Genomic DNA, 17,735 nt, shown 5'->3' with positions numbered 1-17,735 from the left:
CTCTAAATTGAACAAAATAGCGAAAAAACCGGGGGTATCTTGAGAAACAGAACGAATTACTAGACTGAAACGCCTGAATTGAACTGACCTGAAGTAGCGCCAAATTTTTTTTGCTATCAGCAGTTTAGGGTATTCCACAGGTCTGTCAAGCTCCTTTTTCAGATCAGGTCATTTTTTCTTCACAAAAGTTTTATTGGTCTGTCACATCGGCACCGTAGATTTCACGTCATCGAACTGAAAAATGGATGACAAGCCATGCACGGAAGCCAGCAAAACAACCCGAAACACGCGCTGTACCTGCAATCCGCCGCAGCAGACCAGGGTGCCTCCCTGGAAGTGGTGCTGGCCAAAACACCCGATGAGGTGCTGGAAGCCCAAAAACTGCGATTCAACATATTTTCAGAAGAATATGGTGCCGACCTGGGCACCAGCGGTGTGGACCAAGACGTGTTTGACGCCTATTGTGACCACTTGCTGGTTCGAAACACCCAAACCGCTGAAGTGATTGGCACCTATCGCATTTTGCCGCCCGAGGGCGCGGCCAAGCTGCGCTGCTGGTACTCCGAAACCGAGTTTTTCATGAACCGCATTGAGCGCTTGCGCAGCTCCACCGTGGAAGTGGGGCGCTCGTGCGTGCACCCCGACCACCGCAGTGGCGCCGCCATCATGCTGTTGTGGAGCGGCATTGCACAGTACATGAAGCTGGGTGGCTACAAGCACCTCATTGGTTGTGCCAGTGTCAGCCTTCGTGATGGTGGGCACCAGGCGGCCAGCTTGTTCAAGCGCCTCGAACCCCACCTGGCCGAGGCCAATCTGCAGGTTTTCCCCAAAAACCGCCTGCCCATTGAACGCCTGCGCAGCGATGTGGACATTGAGCCACCCCCTTTGGTGAAGGGCTACCTGCGCTTGGGGGCGAAGGTGTGTGGCGAACCCGCCTGGGACCCGGACTTCAATACGGCAGATTTCATGATGCTGTTGTCGATTGACCGAATGAGCCCCCGCTACGCTCGGCACTTCGGCTTTATTTAAGAGCGCCGGGCCACCAGTTCCAGCACCAAGCCAATTTTTGCCCACTGGTCCACTTCAGTCTCCAGGCTGTATTGGCTCAGTGGGTGGCTTTGAAGCCATGACTTTGGCAGACTCAACTGCACGCCTTTCTCTGTCAACCGGAGCTTGGCCGCTGGCATGGGGTCGTCATCCCGCCGGCGCAAAAACAATGCAGCCAAGCGCAGGCACAGTGGTGCTGCCCAGTGTCTGGGCGTGTCGGCCAGGCTGCCCACCTTGGCCAGCTTGCCGTTGTGGGCCAGTACCCAGGTGGCCAACTGGTTTTGCTCCCGTTTTGAAAACCCTGGCATGTCAGCATTGCTCAGGATGTAAGCCGCGTGCTTGTGGTGCCCGTTGTGCCCAATCGACAAGCCGATTTCATGCAGCTGGGCAGCCCAGTTCAGCATGGGCAGTTGTTCTTTCAGCACGGGTTGCTGCCGAACCAATTGTTTAAACAGCGCTTCGGTCAATTCACGCACACGCTCGGCATGAACTGGGTCGATCTTGTATCGGTGAATGAATTGGGCCACGGTGAGTTCGCGCATGTCATCGTTGTGGCGGCGCCCCAGCATGTCATACAGCAGGCCCTGGCGCAGGGCGCCATCGGTCACTTCCATCTGCTCGATACCCAGTTCTTCAAACACCGCAATCATGACGGCCAGGCCACCCGGCATCATGGGCAGGCGGTCGGCTTTCAAACCATTCAGCGTGATGGCGTCCAAGTGACCAGCCCCCACCACATGGGCGCGAATTTTTTCCAAACCTTCCTTGGAAATGCCGTGTTCGGTAAACCCGTTGGAAATACAGATTTCGGCCAGCGCACGGGCTGTGCCCGATGAACCGATGGCGTGGGTCCAACTGCCTTCCTTGAGTTCGCGGCGCAGCACGGCCACTTCACGACGGGCACTCAGAATGGCGTTTTTCATGGCACGGGCGCCAATGCTGCCATCGGCAAAATAAACTTGCGCACAACTCACGCAGCCAATGTAAAGGCTTTCCATGGCCAAGGGCTCATAGTCCTCACCCAAAATAAACTCGGTGGAACCGCCGCCAATGTCCACCACCAGGCGTTTGCCCTGGCCAACCGGCAACTGGTGCGCCACACCGCAATACACCAGGCGGGCTTCTTCAACACCGGAAATCACATCAATCGAAAAGCCCAACGCTTTTTCAGCCTTGGCGATAAACTCTGCGCTGTTGCGGGCCACGCGCACCGCATTGGTGGCCACGGCACGCACATTGTCGGCATCGAATGAGCGCAGGCGTTCGCCAAAGCGCTGCAAGGCCAGCAAAGCCCTTTCCTGAGAGGGCTCATCCAGCACTTTGTTTTCATCCAGCCCTGCACCCAAACGGACGGGTTCGCGCAGGCTGTCAATGAGGTAAATTTGCGATTGCCCGTGGAGTTCCTCCACCCGCGCCACAATCATGCGGAAGCTGCTGGAACCCATGTCGACCGATGCGATCAACTGTGGTGGTTTTGCCATGGTGTGCACATTGTTCAAAGTCTGGCGCTAGGATGCCACAAACGGCAGCGCCCCTTTGTACATGGCTTGCGAAGTGGCGCTGAACTTGGTGTGCAGAGTTGTGCTGAGACGACAGCGCGGATCGTTTCCGTCAACGGTGTATTGTCTGAATTGTCAAATGTTTGTCATGTTACTGAAATAAGATCAGGGTGACGATTTGTTCAACTGAGGATGCGCTTGAAAAACCCGGTGACTTTGCCACATGTGGCCCCCAACAAAGACCTGTACCTGAACCGCGAGCTGGGGGTGTTGGCTTTTAATCGCCGGGTTTTGGCCATGGCCGAAGACGAGTCGGTTCCGCTGCTGGAGCGCTTGAAATACTTGTGCATTGTGTCCTCAAACATGGACGAGTTCTTTGAAATCCGGGTGTCGGGTTTGATGGAACAGATGCGGCAAAACCCCGACTTTCGCGAAGACGATGGCCTGACGGCCAGCGAATGCCTGGCGCGTGTATCGGACGTGGCGCAAAGCATTGTGGAGCAGCAGTACCGCCTGTTGAATGATGGTGTGCTGCCCGCATTGCGCAGTGAGGGCATTGCACTGATGACCCTGAACACCTGGAATGATGAACAGGCCCATTGGGCTCGCCAGTATTTCAGGAATGAGGTGTTGCCGGTGTTGACGCCAATTGGACTGGACCCTGCGCACCCCTTTCCCCGTGTGCTGAACAAATCCCTGAACTTTGCGGTGGAGCTGTCGGGTCAGGATGCTTTTGGCCGTTCGTCCAACATCGCGATTGTGCAGGCGCCACGTGCCTTGCCTCGACTCATTCGCATGCCATCCAACCTGTCGGGTTATGAACATGGCTTTGTGATGCTGACCTCGATTTTGCAGTCCTTCATTCCAGAACTGTTCCCGGGCATGGAAGTGCATGGCGTGTACCAGTTCCGCGTGACCCGCAACAGCGACCTGTATGTGGATGAGGAAGAAATCACCAACCTGCGCGTGGCCTTGCAGGGTGAACTGTCACAACGCCACTATGGGGATGCGGTGCGGCTTGAAGTCTCTGACCAATGCACAGACACGATGACAGCCCGTTTGCTCAAAGAGTTTGGTTTGAGTCAGCAGGCCTTGTACCGGGTCAATGGCCCAGTCAACCTGGTGCGCCTCATGCAGTTGCCCGATTGGGTGGATCGCCCCGATTTGAAATTCAAACCCTTTACCCCAGGCCGCCCGGATGCCTTGGTGAAAGAGGCGGATATTTTTCGCGCCATTCAAAAAGGCGATGTGTTGTTGCATCACCCATACCAAAGCTTTAACCCGGTGCTGGACTTTTTGAAGCAGGCGGCCACCGACCCGAATGTGGTGGCCATCAAGCAAACCATTTACCGGACGGGCACCGACTCCGCCTTGATGGAAAGCCTGTTGGCTGCAGCCCGCAGCGGCAAGGAAGTGACCGTGGTGTTGGAATTGATGGCCCGGTTTGATGAGGAGGCCAACATTCAGTGGGCCTCAAAATTGGAGCGGGTGGGTGCACACGTGGTGTACGGTGTGGTGGGCCAAAAGACCCACGCCAAAATGCTGATGGTGGTGCGCCGTGAAAAGGCCGACAACGGCAAGCCCTTGCTGCGCCGCTATGTTCACCTGGGCACGGGCAATTACCACCCGCGCACTGCCAAGCTGTACACCGATTTCGGTTTGTTCTCCTGCGATGAAGCCTTGGGGCATGATGTCCACGAAATCTTCAACCACCTCACTGGTTTGGGCCGGGCCCGCAAACTGAATAAAATCTGGAATTCCCCGTTCAACTTGCACAACAACGTGGTGGCGGCGGTGCGACGCGAGGTCGAGCATGCCAAGGCGGGCAAAAAGGCGCGCATCATGGCGCGCATGAATGCACTGCTGGAGCCGATGCTCATTAACGAGCTGTACGCGGCCTCGCAAGCGGGTGTGAAAATCGATTTGATTGTTCGAGGCGTGTGCGCCCTGCGGCCCGGTGTGCCGGGCTTGAGCGACAACATCACGGTGCGCTCGGTGGTGGGGCGTTTGCTGGAGCACAGCCGGGTGTTTTATTTCCTCAACGACGGGGTTGAAGATGTTTACATGTCCAGCGCCGACTGGATGGAGCGCAACTTTTTTCGCCGGGTGGAGCTCGCCGTGCCCATCACCGACCGCAAGCTGAAAAAGCGGGTGCTGGACGAAGGTTTGAAGGCTTTGATGGCCGACAATTTGTTGGCCTGGAACATGGACGCGGATGGCCATTACACCCGCCGAAAACCCACAGGCGCCCGCCGCCTGAATGCGCAAATCCACTTGCTGGGTTTGCTGGCGGTGAATTATCAGGAAGAGGGTGGAGCAGGCTCAGCCAGTGAGCCTCTGCCCGACTGAGGTTCTTAACGCTTATCGGCGGCGCACATCAAACACGCCGTCGACTTCCAGCAGGTGGGACAGCGCCTGTCGCAACACCTCGCCACTGCCCACTTCGGCCGTGAATTGCATTTTGGCGACGCCCCGGGTGCTTTCGGTTTTAACACCAATCACGTTGATTTTGTCGCGCGAGAACACTTCGGTGATGTCGCGCAGCAAGCCTTGGCGGTCGTTTGCGGTAATCGAAATGTCCACCGGATAATGCAAGCCGTCTGATTCACCCCAGGTGGTTTCAATCAAGCGTTCCGGGTGCTTGCGCATCACTTCAGCCAAATTGGAGCAACCCAGGCGGTGAATGGACACGCCTTTGCCCCGGGTGACGAACCCGATGATGGGGTCGGGTGGGGCAGGGCGGCAGCAGCGGGCCAGGTTGGTCATGAGCGTGCTCACACCCACCACCAGCACGCCAGACTGTTTGCCGTCGCTTTGCCCTTTGCGCCGGGTAATGATTTCAATCTGCTCTTCATCGGACAGCGGCCCTTCGGCCACCGGCGAACTTTTGAGCGCATGCTCAATGGCCCGGGGGCGAATTTCCTCCCGAGCCAGGGCCACGTACAAATCCTCTGCTTTGTCGTAGCCCAGCTTCTGTGCCAGGTCGTCCTGGTTTTGTGCGGTCAGGCCGATGCGTTGCAATTCTTTGTCAGCAATGGCTTTGCCACGTTCCAGGGTTTCCCGCCGTTCCTGTTGGGCAAACCACTGCTTGACCTTCTGGCGGGCGCGGTGGCTGACCAGGTATTTCTGGGTGGGGTTGAGCCAGTCTCGGGATGGGCCGGTTGCGGCAGCATCACCACGCGCACTGATCACCTCGACCGTTTGACCATTTTCCAGCGGGGTGTTGAGCTGCACCATTTGCCCGTTGACTTTGGCGCCGCGGCAGCGGTGGCCCAGCTCGGTGTGCACATGGTAAGCAAAGTCCAGCGGGGTGCTGCCCGTGGGCAATTCCACAATTTTGGCTTGGGGCGTGAACACATACACATGGTCGTTCAGGGCTGCAATCTGCATGTCCTGCGCCCAGTCGCTGGCTTCGCCCAAGGTGTCGGTCACGTCTTTTTGCCAGGCCAGCAGTTGGCGCAACAAGGCAATGCGTTCCTCAAATGCACCTTCAGCACGGCTGGCGCCGCTGTAGCCATCCGTGCCCGCTTCTTTGTAACGCCAGTGGGCGGCCACACCGTATTCGGCAAACTGGTGCATTTCTTCGGTGCGAATTTGCACTTCCAACGCTTTGCCGGTGGGGTCTTGCACAACTGTGTGCAGCGAGCGGTAGCCATTGGGCTTGGGCTTGCTGATGTAGTCGTCGAACTCTTCGGGAATGGGTTGCCACAGGTTGTGCACAATGCCCAACGCTGTGTAGCACTCATCCACCGTGCCCACAATCACCCTGCATGCGCGCACATCGTACAGCTTGTCAAAGCTCACGCCTTTGCCGCGCATTTTGTTCCAGATGCTGTAGATGTGTTTGGGGCGCCCACTGATTTCGCAGTGGATTCCAGCCCGCAGCAAGGCATCCTTGATGGTTTGCATGGCCGATTCAATAAACGCCTCACGCTCGGTGCGCTTTTCATCCAGCATCTTGGCGACGTTTTTGTATGTGTTGGGCTGCAAGATGCGAAACGACAGGTCCTCCAGTTCCCACTTGAGTTGCCACAGGCCCAACCGGTTGGCCAGCGGTGCGTACAGCTCCAGGGTTTCCTGCGCGTGTTGTTGCGCATAGTTCCACAGCGGGCCCTGCTCGCCTTTGATGTCGGGGTGGGCCGTGAAGTGGCGCAGGGTTTGCAGGCGCGAACACAGGCGAATCATGATGACCCGCACATCGGTGGCCATGGCCAACAACATTTTGCGCAGGGTTTCCATTTGGTCAGCCCAGCGCAGGGTCTCGATGGCACTGCGGGCTGCATTGGGCCCAACCATGGACCGCATTTTGAACAGTTTTCGCAATGAGGCCAGCATGCGGCCCACCTCAGTTCCGAAGCGCGCTTCCATGTGGTTTTCCAGGTGCTTGTCGAAAAACACCATGGGGCCCAAGGCGCCGGCAATCCGTGTGTCGGCATCGGTTCGCAATTCAGCCAGCAAATCGGCCACAGCCAGCATGTGCTGAATGGCCGGTTCCTGTGTATCCAACACCTGGCCATTTGCATGGCTGCGGATGTAATCCAGCGCCTGTTCAACCCGATGGGCATCGGTCGGGTTCAGCAGGGCCAGCGCCGGTGCTGTGGGCTGGTCCGGGTTGTCAGTGGCCAGGGTGGATGTTACAGAAACCATTGTGTCGAGTCAGGGTTAACCAGTTGCGCCCGCACGGCCGCGTTTGTTGAGCCACAAAGGCCAGTTTAAAACAAAAAGTCTTCCACAATCCGGATTTGGTCTGCATGCATGAAGGTGGGTGCATGCCCCACACCGGGGATTTCCTTTAACTGTGCTTTGGGCCCTTCGGTTGACATGCGCTGGCAGGTGGCTGTTGACAACAGGTCGGACAGCTCACCGCGCACCACCAGGGTTTGCGCACGGATTTGGCTGTAAGCAGCCCACAACATGCCCTCGCTGGCGGCCACAGTGTCCGGCGTCAAGCCTTGAAATGTGGCACCAATCAATGGATCGTAATGGGTGGTCCAGCCCCCCTCGGTTTGCACTAGTACGCTGTCGCACAGGGTGTTCCACTCGGCCTCGGTGTGTGGGCCAAATGGCAGCGAAATGGCCTTGATGGCGGCGCGTGCGGTTTCCAAATCGGCAAACACGGGCGATTTGCCCACATACTGGCCAATCCGGCTCAATGCTTCAAAATTCAGGCTGGGGCCCACATCGTTCAAGATGAGTTTGCGCACCGGGTTGTCGGGCAGGCTGGCGTAGCCCATGCCGATCAAACCGCCCATGGAGGTGCCAAACCAGTCCAGCGTGCCCGGGTTCAAGCGGGCCACCAGGGCCACGCAAGCCGCCACATAGTTGGGCACGGCATACAGGGCACCATTGCCCAACCAGTCTGAACCGCCACGGCCTGGCATGTCGGCTGCCACCACCCGCAGGCGCTTGCCCAGCGTTTGCCCCATTTGTTCAAAGTCCTGACTGCTGCGGGTTAAACCATGCACACACAACAGCACATGTGGGTTGTCGGGTTCGCCCCATTCGCGATAGGCTAGTTTTTTCAGGCCCATGGGGCTTAACCATTGGACGGTGTGCAAGCGGGCTGTCAGCATGGTTCTCTAGTCTCCTTTCAAGGCATGACCCTACCGGGTCAGTATTTCAGTTTTTCCGGCATTCGTTTCAGCAAGAGGGGTCGCAGTGAGCATTAATCTGAACATCAACAACAAAATAGCCCTGGTCACTGGCTCCACCAGCGGCATCGGCTTGGGCATCGCCCAGCGTTTGGCGGCCCAGGGCTGTCACATCATGCTCAATGGTTTTGGCAGTGATGCACAAATTGCACAGGCCCGCGCCAGCATTGAGGCTTTGGGCGTGAAGTCGGGCTTTCATGGCGCCGACCTGTCCAAGCCGGATGAGATTGAAGCGCTGATTAAAGCCACGGAAGGGCAACTCGGCCCAGTGGACATTTTGGTGAACAATGCGGGCATTCAACATGTGTCGCCGGTGGAGCATTTTGAGGTGGCCAAGTGGGATGCCGTGATCGCCATCAACCTGACAGCAGCCTTCCACACCACCCGTTTGACACTGCCGGGCATGAAGGCCCGCAATTGGGGGCGCATTGTGAACATTGCGTCGGCGCATGGGCTGGTGGCCTCGGCCAATAAATCGGCTTACGTGGCGGCCAAACATGGCATTGTGGGATTGACCAAAGTGGTGGCTCTGGAAACCGCACAAACCGGTGTGACGTGCAATGCGGTGTGCCCGGGTTGGGTGCTCACGCCGCTGGTGCAGGCCCAGGTGGATGCGCGCGCCAAAAACGAGGGTGTGTCGGTGGAGCAGGCCAAAATCAATTTGCTCGCCGAAAAGCAGCCCTCGCACGAATTTGTGACGCCCGAGCAGCTGGGCGGCCTGGTGGCGTTTTTGTGTTCCGAGGACGCCGCACAAGTGCGCGGCGCGGCCTGGAACATGGATGGCGGCTGGGTGGCCCAGTGATTACTGGTATTCCAAAGGCACCAGGAAGTCCTTGCTGATGCGGTTACCCAGGTCGTTGACCCGCTCGAGGAAGTTGGTGAGGTAAGCGTGCAGGCCCATGTGCAGGATGTCGTCGATCTGGTTGTACAGCAGTTCGGCCCGCAGTTTGCCAGCACGCCGTTCGGTGCCGGCTGAGTAGCTGTTGCGGATGGTCTCCAGGTTGTTGCACACCTCGTTGATGGATGCCAACAGCGAGCGCGGCATGTCGTCTCGCAATATGAGCAATTCACACACACGTTCCGGTGTGATGACATCGCGATACACCTTGCGATAAATCTCGAACGCAGACACAGACCGCAGAATGGCAGCCCAGTGGTAGTAATCGGAATGCGGGTCCTCCGAACTGAGGCTGGTGGCCAAGGGGTTAAAGGGCATGCTGTGGAATTTCACATCCAGCAAGCGTGCTGTGTTGTCTGCGCGTTCCAGAAATGTGCCCAAGCGAATGAAGCGGAAGGCTTCGTCTTTCAGCATGGTGCCAATCGTGACCCCACGCGACAGGTGGCTGCGGAATTTCACCCATTCAAAAAACTCGGTGGGGTCGCGTTCCACAACACCCTCGGCAAACAGTTTTTTCAGTTCCAGCCAAGTGGTGTTATTCGTTTCCCAAACTTCGGTGGTCAATGCACCCCGCACGGCGCGCGCGTTCTCCCGGGCTGCTTGCAGGCAACAGTAAATGCTGGAGGGGTTGCCCGGGTCTTTCACCATGAAATCAATCACAGCCTCGGGCGTGATGCTGGCATGCCGGCGCGAATAGGCCTCTTGCAATTCGCAAATGGAGAGCATGGCCCGCCAACCCTGTTCGGCATTGTCGGCATCTTGTGGCAGCAGGGCGGTTTGTACGTTCACATCCAGCATGCGTGCGGTGTTCTCGGCCCGCTCGATGTATCGGGCCATCCAGAAGAGGTGGTCTGCGGTGCGGCTCAACATGGTGATTCCTCCTCTTTAGCGTTCCAGTACCCAAGTGTCTTTCGTGCCGCCGCCCTGACTGCTGTTGACCACCAGCGAGCCTTCGCGCAGGGCCACACGGCTTAAGCCACCCGGTATCAGCGACACCTTGCTGCCTGAAAGTACAAAGGGACGCAAGTCGATGTGGCGGGGCGCCAGCCCCGACTCCACAAAAGTGGGGCAGGTGGACAAGGCCAAGGTGGGTTGTGCGATGAATTTGGCCGGGTCTGCAATCAGCTTGGCGCGAAATTCTTCAATTTGTGCTTGGGTGGATGCAGGGCCAACCAACATGCCGTAACCACCGGCGCCGTGCACCTCCTTCACCACCAGTTCAGGCAGTTTGGCCAGCACTTCTTTCAAATGCTCGGGCTTGCGGCACATCCAGGTGGGCACGTTGTGGATGATGGGTTCTTCGCTCAGGTAAAAGCGAATCATGTCGGGTACATAGGGGTAAATCGACTTGTCGTCGGCCACGCCGGTGCCAATGGCATTGCACAGTGTGACGTTGCCCGCGCGGTAAGCGGCCAGCAACCCAGGCACGCCCAATTGGGAGTCTGGCCGGAAGGCTTTGGGGTCCAGAAAGTCGTCGTCCAGTCGGCGGTAAATCACATCCACGCGACGGGGGCCTTGGGTGGTGCGCATGTACAGCACCTCGTCGTCCACGAACAGGTCTTTGCCTTCGACCAATTCAACACCCATTTGCTGGGCCAAAAACGCATGTTCAAAGTAAGCCGAGTTGTACATGCCCGGGGTGAGCACCACCACAGTGGGTTCGCTGCCTTGGCGGGGCGACACACTGCGCAGGTTTTCCAACAGTTTGTCAGGGTAATGCTCCACCGGGGCCACGCGGTTGCGGGCAAACAGTTCGGGGAACAAACGCATCATCATTTTGCGGTTTTCCAGCATGTAGCTCACACCGGAAGGCACGCGCAGGTTGTCCTCGAGTACATAGAACTCACCTTGACCTGCCCGCACCACGTCGACACCGGCAATGTGGGCATAGATGTCGCCAGTCACTTTCACACCCTGCATTTCGCGGCGGTACTGCTCGTTTTCAAAAATCTGTTCGGGCGGTATCAGGCCCGCTTTCAAAATGTGCTGCTTGTTGTAAATGTCTTTCAAAAACAGATTGAGCGCTGTCACCCGCTGGCGCAGGCCGGTTTCCAGAATTTTCCATTCAGCCGCCGGGATAATGCGCGGCACGATGTCGAAGGGAATAAGGCGCTCGGTGCCGGCATCGTCGCCATACACGGCAAAGGTAATGCCCACGCGGCGAAAAATAAGGTCCGCCTCAGCCCGCTTGTTGTGCAAGCGCTCGGCGGCCTGGCTGTCCAACCATTTTGAAAAGTCTTGATAGTGGGGTCGCACGGCGCCTTGGGCGTTGCGCATTTCATCAAATGCCGGGATGGACATGGTGTGGATTCCTTCTTCTATCCCCTGTGTTTAACAAGAAGTGTGCCAAGCGGATTCAGCCTGAAAGCGGGCCATGTTTTAGAAAGTTAACAGTGTCAGGGCTGGTATGCACTGTTTTCGTGCGTTGCCCCCAGGCCTGCGCGAATCTGAACGGCTGTTTCGAGGCTGGGTGGGGTGGTGTCTGCGCCAAAACGCAGGCGGATTGCACCATCTTGGGCGGTGTTGAGTACCGGCAGGTTTTGCCCTGTGTAGCGAGCCATCACGCTGGGGTGGGGGTGGTGGTAGCGGTTGTGCCAGCCCGACTGAACAATAACCAGTGTGGGCTGTACGGCTTCTAGAAACGCAGGGCTGGACGACGTTTTTGAACCGTGGTGGGGTGCAAACAGCACTTCGCTTTGAAGGGCTTCAGGTGGGTGTTGCTCCAACAGCTTTTGCTCGGCAAAGGTTTCCACATCGCCCGTGAGCAACACACTGTGCACACCGTTGTGAATCCGCAAGACACAGCTGTGGTTGTTGGTGGTCCAGCGTTTGTCCGTGGGGTCGTCCTGGCGAATGGGCAAGGGTTCAAACCGCACACCGTCCCATTCCCAGGTGGGCAACCGATGGCAGTCTGCGGTGTTGACTGTACGTGAATAACGTTCGCCATTGCTGCGTGCTGCGGCTTGCAGCGGGTGGTCGGGTGGCAGCGAACTGGCAAACGCACGGATTGGCCACTGGGCCAGCACCGATGCCGCGCCGCCACTGTGGTCTGCATCGCTGTGGGAAATCCAGAGTGCATCCAGAGGGCCATTGAGGTGTGCCTTCAGCCAGGGCAATAGCACCAATCGACCTTGGTCGCTTTGTGGCGTCAGTGCAGGACCGGTGTCAAACATCAATGCGTGATGACGGGTTTGCACAGCCACCGCGGTGCCTTGCCCAATGTCCAGTGCAGTCACCCAAAAAGTTTGCTCGGCCGGGCGTGCGGGGGGCAGGGCCATGAGCGCAATCAGTGCAAAGGCCAGTGTGCGCGGAAACACGTGGCGTGGCATCAACAAGCCTGCACAACCCAAACCCGCCAGCCCCAATATCCAGGCGGGTTGGCTGTGCAGGTGCAACACAGCTGGGCCCTGTTCTACGAGCCAACCCAGCGCGCTTTCCAGTGCGGCCAGCGAACCGGCTGCCAGGTGGAGTGCCCAGGCTTGATGGCCCAGGCCACCCAGCAAAGCCAGTGGTGTGCTAACGACGCTCATCCACGGAATGGCGATGGCATTGGCCAAGGGGCTGATGAGGGATTGTTGATTGAACAGCATGGCAGAAGGCACCAACAAACCGACGGTGACTGCCCATTGGGCACGCACGGGTTCGGAAAGCCAATCCGGCCACCGTGAATTGAAGCGGTAATGCCCGTGGCTTGAAAAGATCAAGGTGGCAATGGCCAGAAAGCTGAGTTGAAAGCCGGTGTCGTACAGACACCAAGGGCTGGCGAGCATGCACAGCCCCGCAGCGGTAAACCACACATCCCAAGGGTTGGTTTTGGCCTGCCGACACAGCAGCCAGGCTGTCATTGCCAACATGTACACCGTGCGCTGGGCTGGGGCTTGCCAACCCGAGGTGAGTGCATAAAGCAGGGCCATCACAGTACCCCCGGCGAGGCCAGCGAGCCCGGCCGGGCACTGCAGGCAGAGCCTGGGGCTTAGCCGCCACAAACGCGCCAGCAAGGCGCCAAACAGGTGGGCAAACAAGGTGATGTGCAAGCCTGAAATGGCCACCAGGTGGGCAATACCCGTGTTGGCATACAGGGTTCTATGCTCAGGGTCGATGAGGCCCTGGTCTCCCGTGAGCAGGGCCAGCACCAAGGCCTGTTGGCTGTGGCCGTCCAAAGTCTGTACCACCCACTCGGTGAGCGTCCAACGCAGCCGTGCTGGCCAGTGCAGCAGTCGTTGCCAAGCGCCATGTTCATTGGCCAAGTGGGTGATGTTGCCATTCACTTGTGCAAATCCAGACAAGCCCAGTTGCATCCAATGGTGTTCAATCGAAAAGCCATCGAAGTTTTTTGTGGGGTGCAAGGCTCGCAGTGTGAGCCTGGCAGTGTAGTGGTCACCGACCTGTAGTTGTTGGGTTTGGTCTTGGTCTAGCCGCAGCATCAAACGTGCTTGTTTTGGAAGACACGGGGACGGCGATTCGTTTTCAACCTGTGCGCGCACCATGCCCCCAGGGCGCATGCCCAATTCCAGCAATTGAAAATGGGTGGTGACGTCTTGGCGATGGCAGTTCAGCGGAATGCGCCGTGCCAGGGTGGCAGTGCTGTCCAAAGCCATCCAGCCGTAACCGGCGATGCACGCCAGCAAAATGGCCAGTGTTTTGAAGTACAGAGGCTGCCGGTACCGCCCTGCGGTGGTCACCACTCCATAGACTGCTGTGCACAACAAGCAGGCCCAGAGCCCAACACCCCAACTTTGATGGTTGGACCATGCGTGTGCCCATTCGAGTGGACTTTGGCTGCACAGCCAAAGTCCACAACAAAAAGCGCCAACCAGGCGGCGAAACTGGGGCGAATGCTGACGATACATGTCATCAGCATTGCATCGCGGCATTCAAATCCTTCGATGGAGGGTGGGGTAATGACCCCATCAAGGTCCCCCCAGCCTGCACGAACTTTCTATCCGGAAATTTCCACACAGAGCCCCTGTCAAATTACACATCGTTCAATGACTCAATTCAGTACAACAGCTGGCATCAACCTGCCAATCAAGGACTCCTTGGATTTCGGTTCACATGTTCGCAACGCTGAGCATGAATTAGCTCCTGCCAGAGACGCGGCAGAAGCCGCTGTGGATGCATTGATGCACCCCAACGGCGCCATCATGCATTGCTTTAAAGCCTACACAGGTGGGCGGCCTCGGTATGACAGTCTCGGTCTTGTTCGGGCAGTGCCGGCATCATTGCGGGCACAAGGGTATTACGGGCTTGTCCAGCCACATGCCATGCGCAGTTCGTTGCCTGGGTTGAATGTGGATGTTGTCCATGGTGCTGGAGATCCCCGCATGTTGAGCGTTGCTGATCACGGACCACGCATGCGGAATGGGGAAATTCAGATGGTTGAACCACCCACGCAATCGGGTGGACTGGAGATTGGTCGCTCATTCGATGTGGGGCATTGCCACTTTCATCCCGTGGCCAGACATTCGCCGTTTCGCTCAAGTGAGGTTCCCGATGTGTGGCGCATTGAGTCTAGTCTGGCCCCCAATTTGGTGGACAGTCCGGTGTCTTGCTTGTCTCTTGCCATCACCCACGAGCATTTTTTTTCAACCTTTTTGAAAGGGCTCTCCACACCAATCACCTCAAGTTCACTCCCCGTGCAAGCCAGACCCCGGTTCTCCCACTCCTCAAGCGTGGACTCAAAATCTGACCATGGTCCGCTGGTCGAATTCAAACAGTTGGAGTCCACGATTTTTTGGCGAATTGCTCGGCATTTGAAAGCCAGTCTATCCCCTCGTTTGGCAGAGCGTTTTCTATCACGGCCACTGGTGAATGTCTTGCCTGACGGCTGTTGTAACAGCACCGTGGGAGAGTCGCTGGTTTCCAATTGGATCAACGAACCTGTTCGAGTCCTGTCCGACATTCAAGGCCAAATGAAATCAAATCGATCTGCTGATCTGATGGAACTGGTTAATTGGGTGTCCACTCAGTTGGCCGAGTTGCAACAGGCGGTCCTTCGTTGTGATGTCGCTGCGGCAGATCGCGGTGCGATTGGGCGTCAATATGTTATTGGCCAATTGCGTGACACGGTCTGTCAGGCGATTGGCCTGCATTCCGCTGCCGAACAGGCAGAGTTTGAATTGCTGTGCAAGGTCAAAAGGCAACTTGTTCATCCGGAGTTGGTCTCATTTGATACCGGTGATGATGTTGGCCATTTGGTCAAGTTGACTCGTCAAACCATGGCGCCTGTTGAGAAGACCAATGTGGCCTTCATGGCTGATTTGCTAAAAACCACGATAAGACGACTGAACGCACGGAAAGAATTGCAGTTCGAATTTGATTCACTGGAATGAGTTTTTTGCGGCCCGCAAAGCAGGCAGGGCAGACTCGGAATTGAGGGCAACCTGCTGTGCCAATGTTTGCAGGGGAATGTTCCGAAGCGTTGCAATCACCTCCGCGATTTGGGGCAAATGGGCGGGTTCGTTGCGTTGCTTGTTGATCCATTCGGGCGGGATGTCGGGCCCGTCGGTTTCCAGCACCAGCGCTTCCAAGGGCAATTCAGCAGCCAGTCGCCGAAGCTGAAGTGCCCGGGTGAAAGTACAAGCCCCGCCAAAGCCTAATTTCATGTGCAGGTTCAAAAAATGCTCGGCCTGTTGAAAGCTGCCATTGAATGCATGGGCAATGCCGCTTTTGGGCTTGAACATGCGCAAGCCTTTGAGGATGGGGTCTTGCGCTTTGCGCACATGCATCACCACCGGCAGGTCAAAGTCCCGGGCCATCTTGAGTTGCGCGTGAAAAAACGCCACCTGCCGATTCCAGTCCAACCCGGGCACAAAACCATCCAGGCCAATTTCACCCACGCCAGCCAGCAAAGGGTCCCCTCGGTGTTGCTGTAGTGCATCCCGAAGCACCTCCAAATGGTAGTCCTCAGACTGGTGCACCAACAGCGGGTGTATGCCCAGGCAATACACTGCCCCGGGCGTGCGATGGGCAAGTGCCACCAGCGCATTAAAATGGTTTGCATGCACGGCCGGTAACACAAACCGGTTAACATGTTTATTCAGCGCGCGTGAAACCACTTCCACCCGGTCGTGGTCGTATTCATGTGTATCCAAATGTAGGTGTGTGTCTGTCCACATGTTGTTGAGTTTGCCATGATTCGCCGCTGGATTCGTCATCATTTGCCCTCTGTCGAGCACTTTGAGCGGCTCCCGCTGTTGCGGCATTTCAAGTCGCACTTGGCGCACCCCAACCTGTGGGCGCTTAACCGCCGCAGCATTGCCGGGGGGGTTGCTGCAGGTTTGTTTTGCGGACTCATTCCAGGGCCCTTTCAAGTGGCTGCTGCATTCGTCTGGGTACTGTTGTGCAAGGTGAACCTGCCGGTGGCATTTGCCACCACCTGGTACACCAACCCCATCACGATTGTGCCACTGTATATTGTGGCGGTGGCTTACGGTGACTGGTTGCTGGGTTCGGGCGGTGGTGCGGTCATGCACCCAGTGCCGGATTGGGACTGGCACAACTTTTCAGGCTCACTGCATGCGCTTCTGGACTGGATGCTGGGCTTGGGACCATCGCTGGCGGTGGGTTTGCCCGCCCTCATGATCACCTTGTCAGCAGTGGGTTATTGCATGGTGCGGGTGGGCTGGAACATTGGTGTGCGTTGCAGTTGGGCCCGGCGCAAAGCACGCCGAGCCAAAAGCATTCACTGACTTAAGCGGCTTTCAGAGTTTCGGTTGTGCTTTCGCCCACCTTCAGTTCACCACCCAGCAGGTTCACGACATCACCAATCAGTTTTCTTAGTTCACCGCTCATCAACGCGAAGTCGGTGTCGAAGGCGTCATTGTCTTTGTCCACGTCTGCACTTTCTTTCAACACGTCCAGCGGTGCGATGCGCTTCAATTGCAAGTTTTCCTGCAACACGAACGATACCCGGTCTGCCCAGGTCAGTGCCAGTCGAGTGGCGGTTTTACCACCCTGAATGTGGCGGGCCACCTCAGTACTGTCCAGGCTGTGCTTTACATATCGAATGGTGGCGGCTTGTTCGCCACGGCTGCGCAGTTCGCAATCCTGGTCCACTGTAAAGCCACGCGGATTGTCTTCCTCCGTCAGCCATTGCGTCATGGCAGTGCCCGGCGACACCTTGGTTTTCAGCAGGGTCAGCGCCAGCCCGGGGACTGATTTCATGAGCAAACCCATCACATCCTCAGCTTTGCTGGGGCTGCTCGCATCAATCATCAAGAGGCCGTCCACCGGGTTGATCCAGGCGTAGGTTCGGCTGCGAATTACAAATGCGCGGGGCAGAAGTTCAGTCATCACCGCTTCTTTGATGTCTTTCACCTGCTTGCGGCCAGGCTTGTAGCCCTCGCGCTCTTCAATCTCGGCCACGCGGGCTTGTGTGAACTGCTTCACCACGCTGGCGGGCAGCAACTTTTTTTCCATGCCCAGGCTGATCAGCAATTGCTTGTTCAACTCAAACACCAAGGGCTCTCCATCGGCTTTGGGTGCAACCCATCCACGGGTTTGCAAATCGCCTCCACCACAGGGTGGCAAGCCATGCTCAGCCAGTTTTTCATGCAGGCTGTCAGCGGTTTCGTTCCAGTTGTGCAGGCGGTAAATAAACAGGTTTTTGAACCACATGGGTTGTATCGTCGGTGAAAT

The 17,735-nt window shown here is 57.2% G+C and carries 13 protein-coding genes; 5 read left to right on the top strand and 8 right to left on the bottom strand.

What is annotated here, in order from left to right; translation table 11 throughout:
- Window positions 1–255: 255 nt before the first annotated feature.
- Window positions 256–1,029 carry a GNAT family N-acetyltransferase gene (locus tag VGE55_RS10210; protein WP_331131573.1) on the top strand — a complete coding sequence of 258 codons (774 nt, stop codon included), beginning with the start codon at window positions 256–258 and terminating at the stop codon, window positions 1,027–1,029.
- Here VGE55_RS10210 and ppx read toward each other — a convergent pair.
- Window positions 1,026–2,528, bottom strand: coding sequence for an exopolyphosphatase (gene ppx, locus VGE55_RS10205; RefSeq protein ID WP_331131572.1), 1,503 nt, complete (start codon window positions 2,526–2,528; stop codon window positions 1,026–1,028). The two genes, VGE55_RS10210 and ppx, sit on opposite strands and share 4 nt — an antisense overlap.
- Window positions 2,529–2,756: 228 nt before the next feature.
- Here ppx and ppk1 point away from each other — a divergent pair, with 228 nt between their 5' ends.
- Window positions 2,757–4,895, top strand: coding sequence for a polyphosphate kinase 1 (ppk1, locus tag VGE55_RS10200; protein WP_331131571.1), 2,139 nt, complete (start codon window positions 2,757–2,759; stop codon window positions 4,893–4,895).
- 12 nt (window positions 4,896–4,907) lie between these two features.
- On the opposite strand, the gene VGE55_RS10195 is transcribed toward ppk1, so the two are convergent.
- Both VGE55_RS10195 and VGE55_RS10190 read right to left on the bottom strand, forming a co-directional pair.
- The gene (locus VGE55_RS10195; protein WP_331131570.1) at window positions 4,908–7,193 is read right to left on the bottom strand and encodes a bifunctional (p)ppGpp synthetase/guanosine-3',5'-bis(diphosphate) 3'-pyrophosphohydrolase; all 2,286 of its coding nucleotides are present in this window, start codon (window positions 7,191–7,193) and stop codon (window positions 4,908–4,910) included.
- A 65-nt stretch (window positions 7,194–7,258) separates the two neighbouring features.
- A complete protein-coding gene (locus VGE55_RS10190; protein ID WP_331131569.1) occupies window positions 7,259–8,119 on the bottom strand; it encodes an alpha/beta hydrolase in 861 nt (286 codons plus the stop codon).
- Window positions 8,120–8,216: 97 nt separating this feature from the next.
- Between VGE55_RS10190 and VGE55_RS10185 the strand changes: the two genes are divergently transcribed.
- The gene (locus VGE55_RS10185; protein ID WP_414675004.1) at window positions 8,217–8,999 is read left to right on the top strand and encodes a 3-hydroxybutyrate dehydrogenase; all 783 of its coding nucleotides are present in this window, start codon (window positions 8,217–8,219) and stop codon (window positions 8,997–8,999) included.
- Here the strand turns inward: VGE55_RS10185 and VGE55_RS10180 are convergent, their stop codons facing one another.
- The 3 genes from VGE55_RS10180 to VGE55_RS10170 all read right to left on the bottom strand — a co-directional run bounded on the left by VGE55_RS10180 (window position 9,000) and on the right by VGE55_RS10170 (window position 13,945).
- A complete protein-coding gene (locus VGE55_RS10180; RefSeq protein ID WP_331131568.1) occupies window positions 9,000–9,965 on the bottom strand; it encodes an alpha-E domain-containing protein in 966 nt (321 codons plus the stop codon).
- A 15-nt stretch (window positions 9,966–9,980) separates the two neighbouring features.
- Complete coding sequence (locus tag VGE55_RS10175) at window positions 9,981–11,396, bottom strand: circularly permuted type 2 ATP-grasp protein (RefSeq protein ID WP_331131567.1); 1,416 nt, start codon at window positions 11,394–11,396, stop codon at window positions 9,981–9,983.
- 95 nt (window positions 11,397–11,491) lie between these two features.
- Window positions 11,492–13,945 (bottom strand): DNA internalization-related competence protein ComEC/Rec2, encoded by a 2,454-nt coding sequence (locus tag VGE55_RS10170; RefSeq protein ID WP_331131658.1) that lies wholly within the window; start codon window positions 13,943–13,945, stop codon window positions 11,492–11,494.
- A 138-nt stretch (window positions 13,946–14,083) separates the two neighbouring features.
- Between VGE55_RS10170 and VGE55_RS10165 the strand changes: the two genes are divergently transcribed.
- Entirely contained in the window at window positions 14,084–15,427 is a 1,344-nt protein-coding gene (locus VGE55_RS10165; RefSeq protein WP_331131566.1) for a hypothetical protein, read from the top strand.
- Here the strand turns inward: VGE55_RS10165 and VGE55_RS10160 are convergent.
- Window positions 15,416–16,213, bottom strand: a complete 798-nt coding sequence (locus tag VGE55_RS10160) for a TatD family hydrolase (protein WP_331131565.1) — start codon at window positions 16,211–16,213, stop codon at window positions 15,416–15,418. The genes VGE55_RS10165 and VGE55_RS10160 overlap by 12 nt on opposite strands.
- Before the next feature lie 15 nt (window positions 16,214–16,228).
- Here VGE55_RS10160 and VGE55_RS10155 point away from each other — a divergent pair, with 15 nt between their 5' ends.
- Window positions 16,229–16,786, top strand: coding sequence for a DUF2062 domain-containing protein (locus VGE55_RS10155; protein ID WP_331131564.1), 558 nt, complete (start codon window positions 16,229–16,231; stop codon window positions 16,784–16,786).
- Window position 16,787: 1 nt separating this feature from the next.
- On the opposite strand, the gene VGE55_RS10150 is transcribed toward VGE55_RS10155, so the two are convergent.
- The gene (locus VGE55_RS10150) at window positions 16,788–17,714 is read right to left on the bottom strand and encodes a recombination-associated protein RdgC (RefSeq protein WP_331131563.1); all 927 of its coding nucleotides are present in this window, start codon (window positions 17,712–17,714) and stop codon (window positions 16,788–16,790) included.
- Window positions 17,715–17,735 lie beyond the last annotated feature (21 nt).

The sequence above is a fragment of the Limnobacter sp. genome (assembly GCF_036405155.1).
Taxonomy (GTDB): domain Bacteria; phylum Pseudomonadota; class Gammaproteobacteria; order Burkholderiales; family Burkholderiaceae_B; genus Limnobacter.
This window is presented reverse-complemented; position numbering and strand designations above follow the sequence as displayed.

What these genes read in the sequence shown, in the direction of transcription:
- VGE55_RS10195 (WP_331131570.1), bottom strand. Translation starts at nt 7,193, where the DNA reads ATGGTTTCTGTAACATCCACCCTGGCCACTGACAACCCGGACCAGCCC.
- ppx (WP_331131572.1), bottom strand. Translation starts at nt 2,528, where the DNA reads ATGGCAAAACCACCACAGTTGATCGCATCGGTCGACATGGGTTCCAGC.
- VGE55_RS10165 (WP_331131566.1), top strand. Translation starts at nt 14,084, where the DNA reads ATGACTCAATTCAGTACAACAGCTGGCATCAACCTGCCAATCAAGGAC.
- VGE55_RS10190 (WP_331131569.1), bottom strand. Translation starts at nt 8,119, where the DNA reads ATGCTGACAGCCCGCTTGCACACCGTCCAATGGTTAAGCCCCATGGGC.
- VGE55_RS10175 (WP_331131567.1), bottom strand. Translation starts at nt 11,396, where the DNA reads ATGTCCATCCCGGCATTTGATGAAATGCGCAACGCCCAAGGCGCCGTG.
- VGE55_RS10170 (WP_331131658.1), bottom strand. Translation starts at nt 13,945, where the DNA reads ATGTATCGTCAGCATTCGCCCCAGTTTCGCCGCCTGGTTGGCGCTTTT.
- VGE55_RS10210 (WP_331131573.1), top strand. Translation starts at nt 256, where the DNA reads ATGCACGGAAGCCAGCAAAACAACCCGAAACACGCGCTGTACCTGCAA.
- VGE55_RS10150 (WP_331131563.1), bottom strand. Translation starts at nt 17,714, where the DNA reads ATGTGGTTCAAAAACCTGTTTATTTACCGCCTGCACAACTGGAACGAA.
- VGE55_RS10180 (WP_331131568.1), bottom strand. Translation starts at nt 9,965, where the DNA reads ATGTTGAGCCGCACCGCAGACCACCTCTTCTGGATGGCCCGATACATC.
- VGE55_RS10155 (WP_331131564.1), top strand. Translation starts at nt 16,229, where the DNA reads ATGATTCGCCGCTGGATTCGTCATCATTTGCCCTCTGTCGAGCACTTT.
- VGE55_RS10160 (WP_331131565.1), bottom strand. Translation starts at nt 16,213, where the DNA reads ATGTGGACAGACACACACCTACATTTGGATACACATGAATACGACCAC.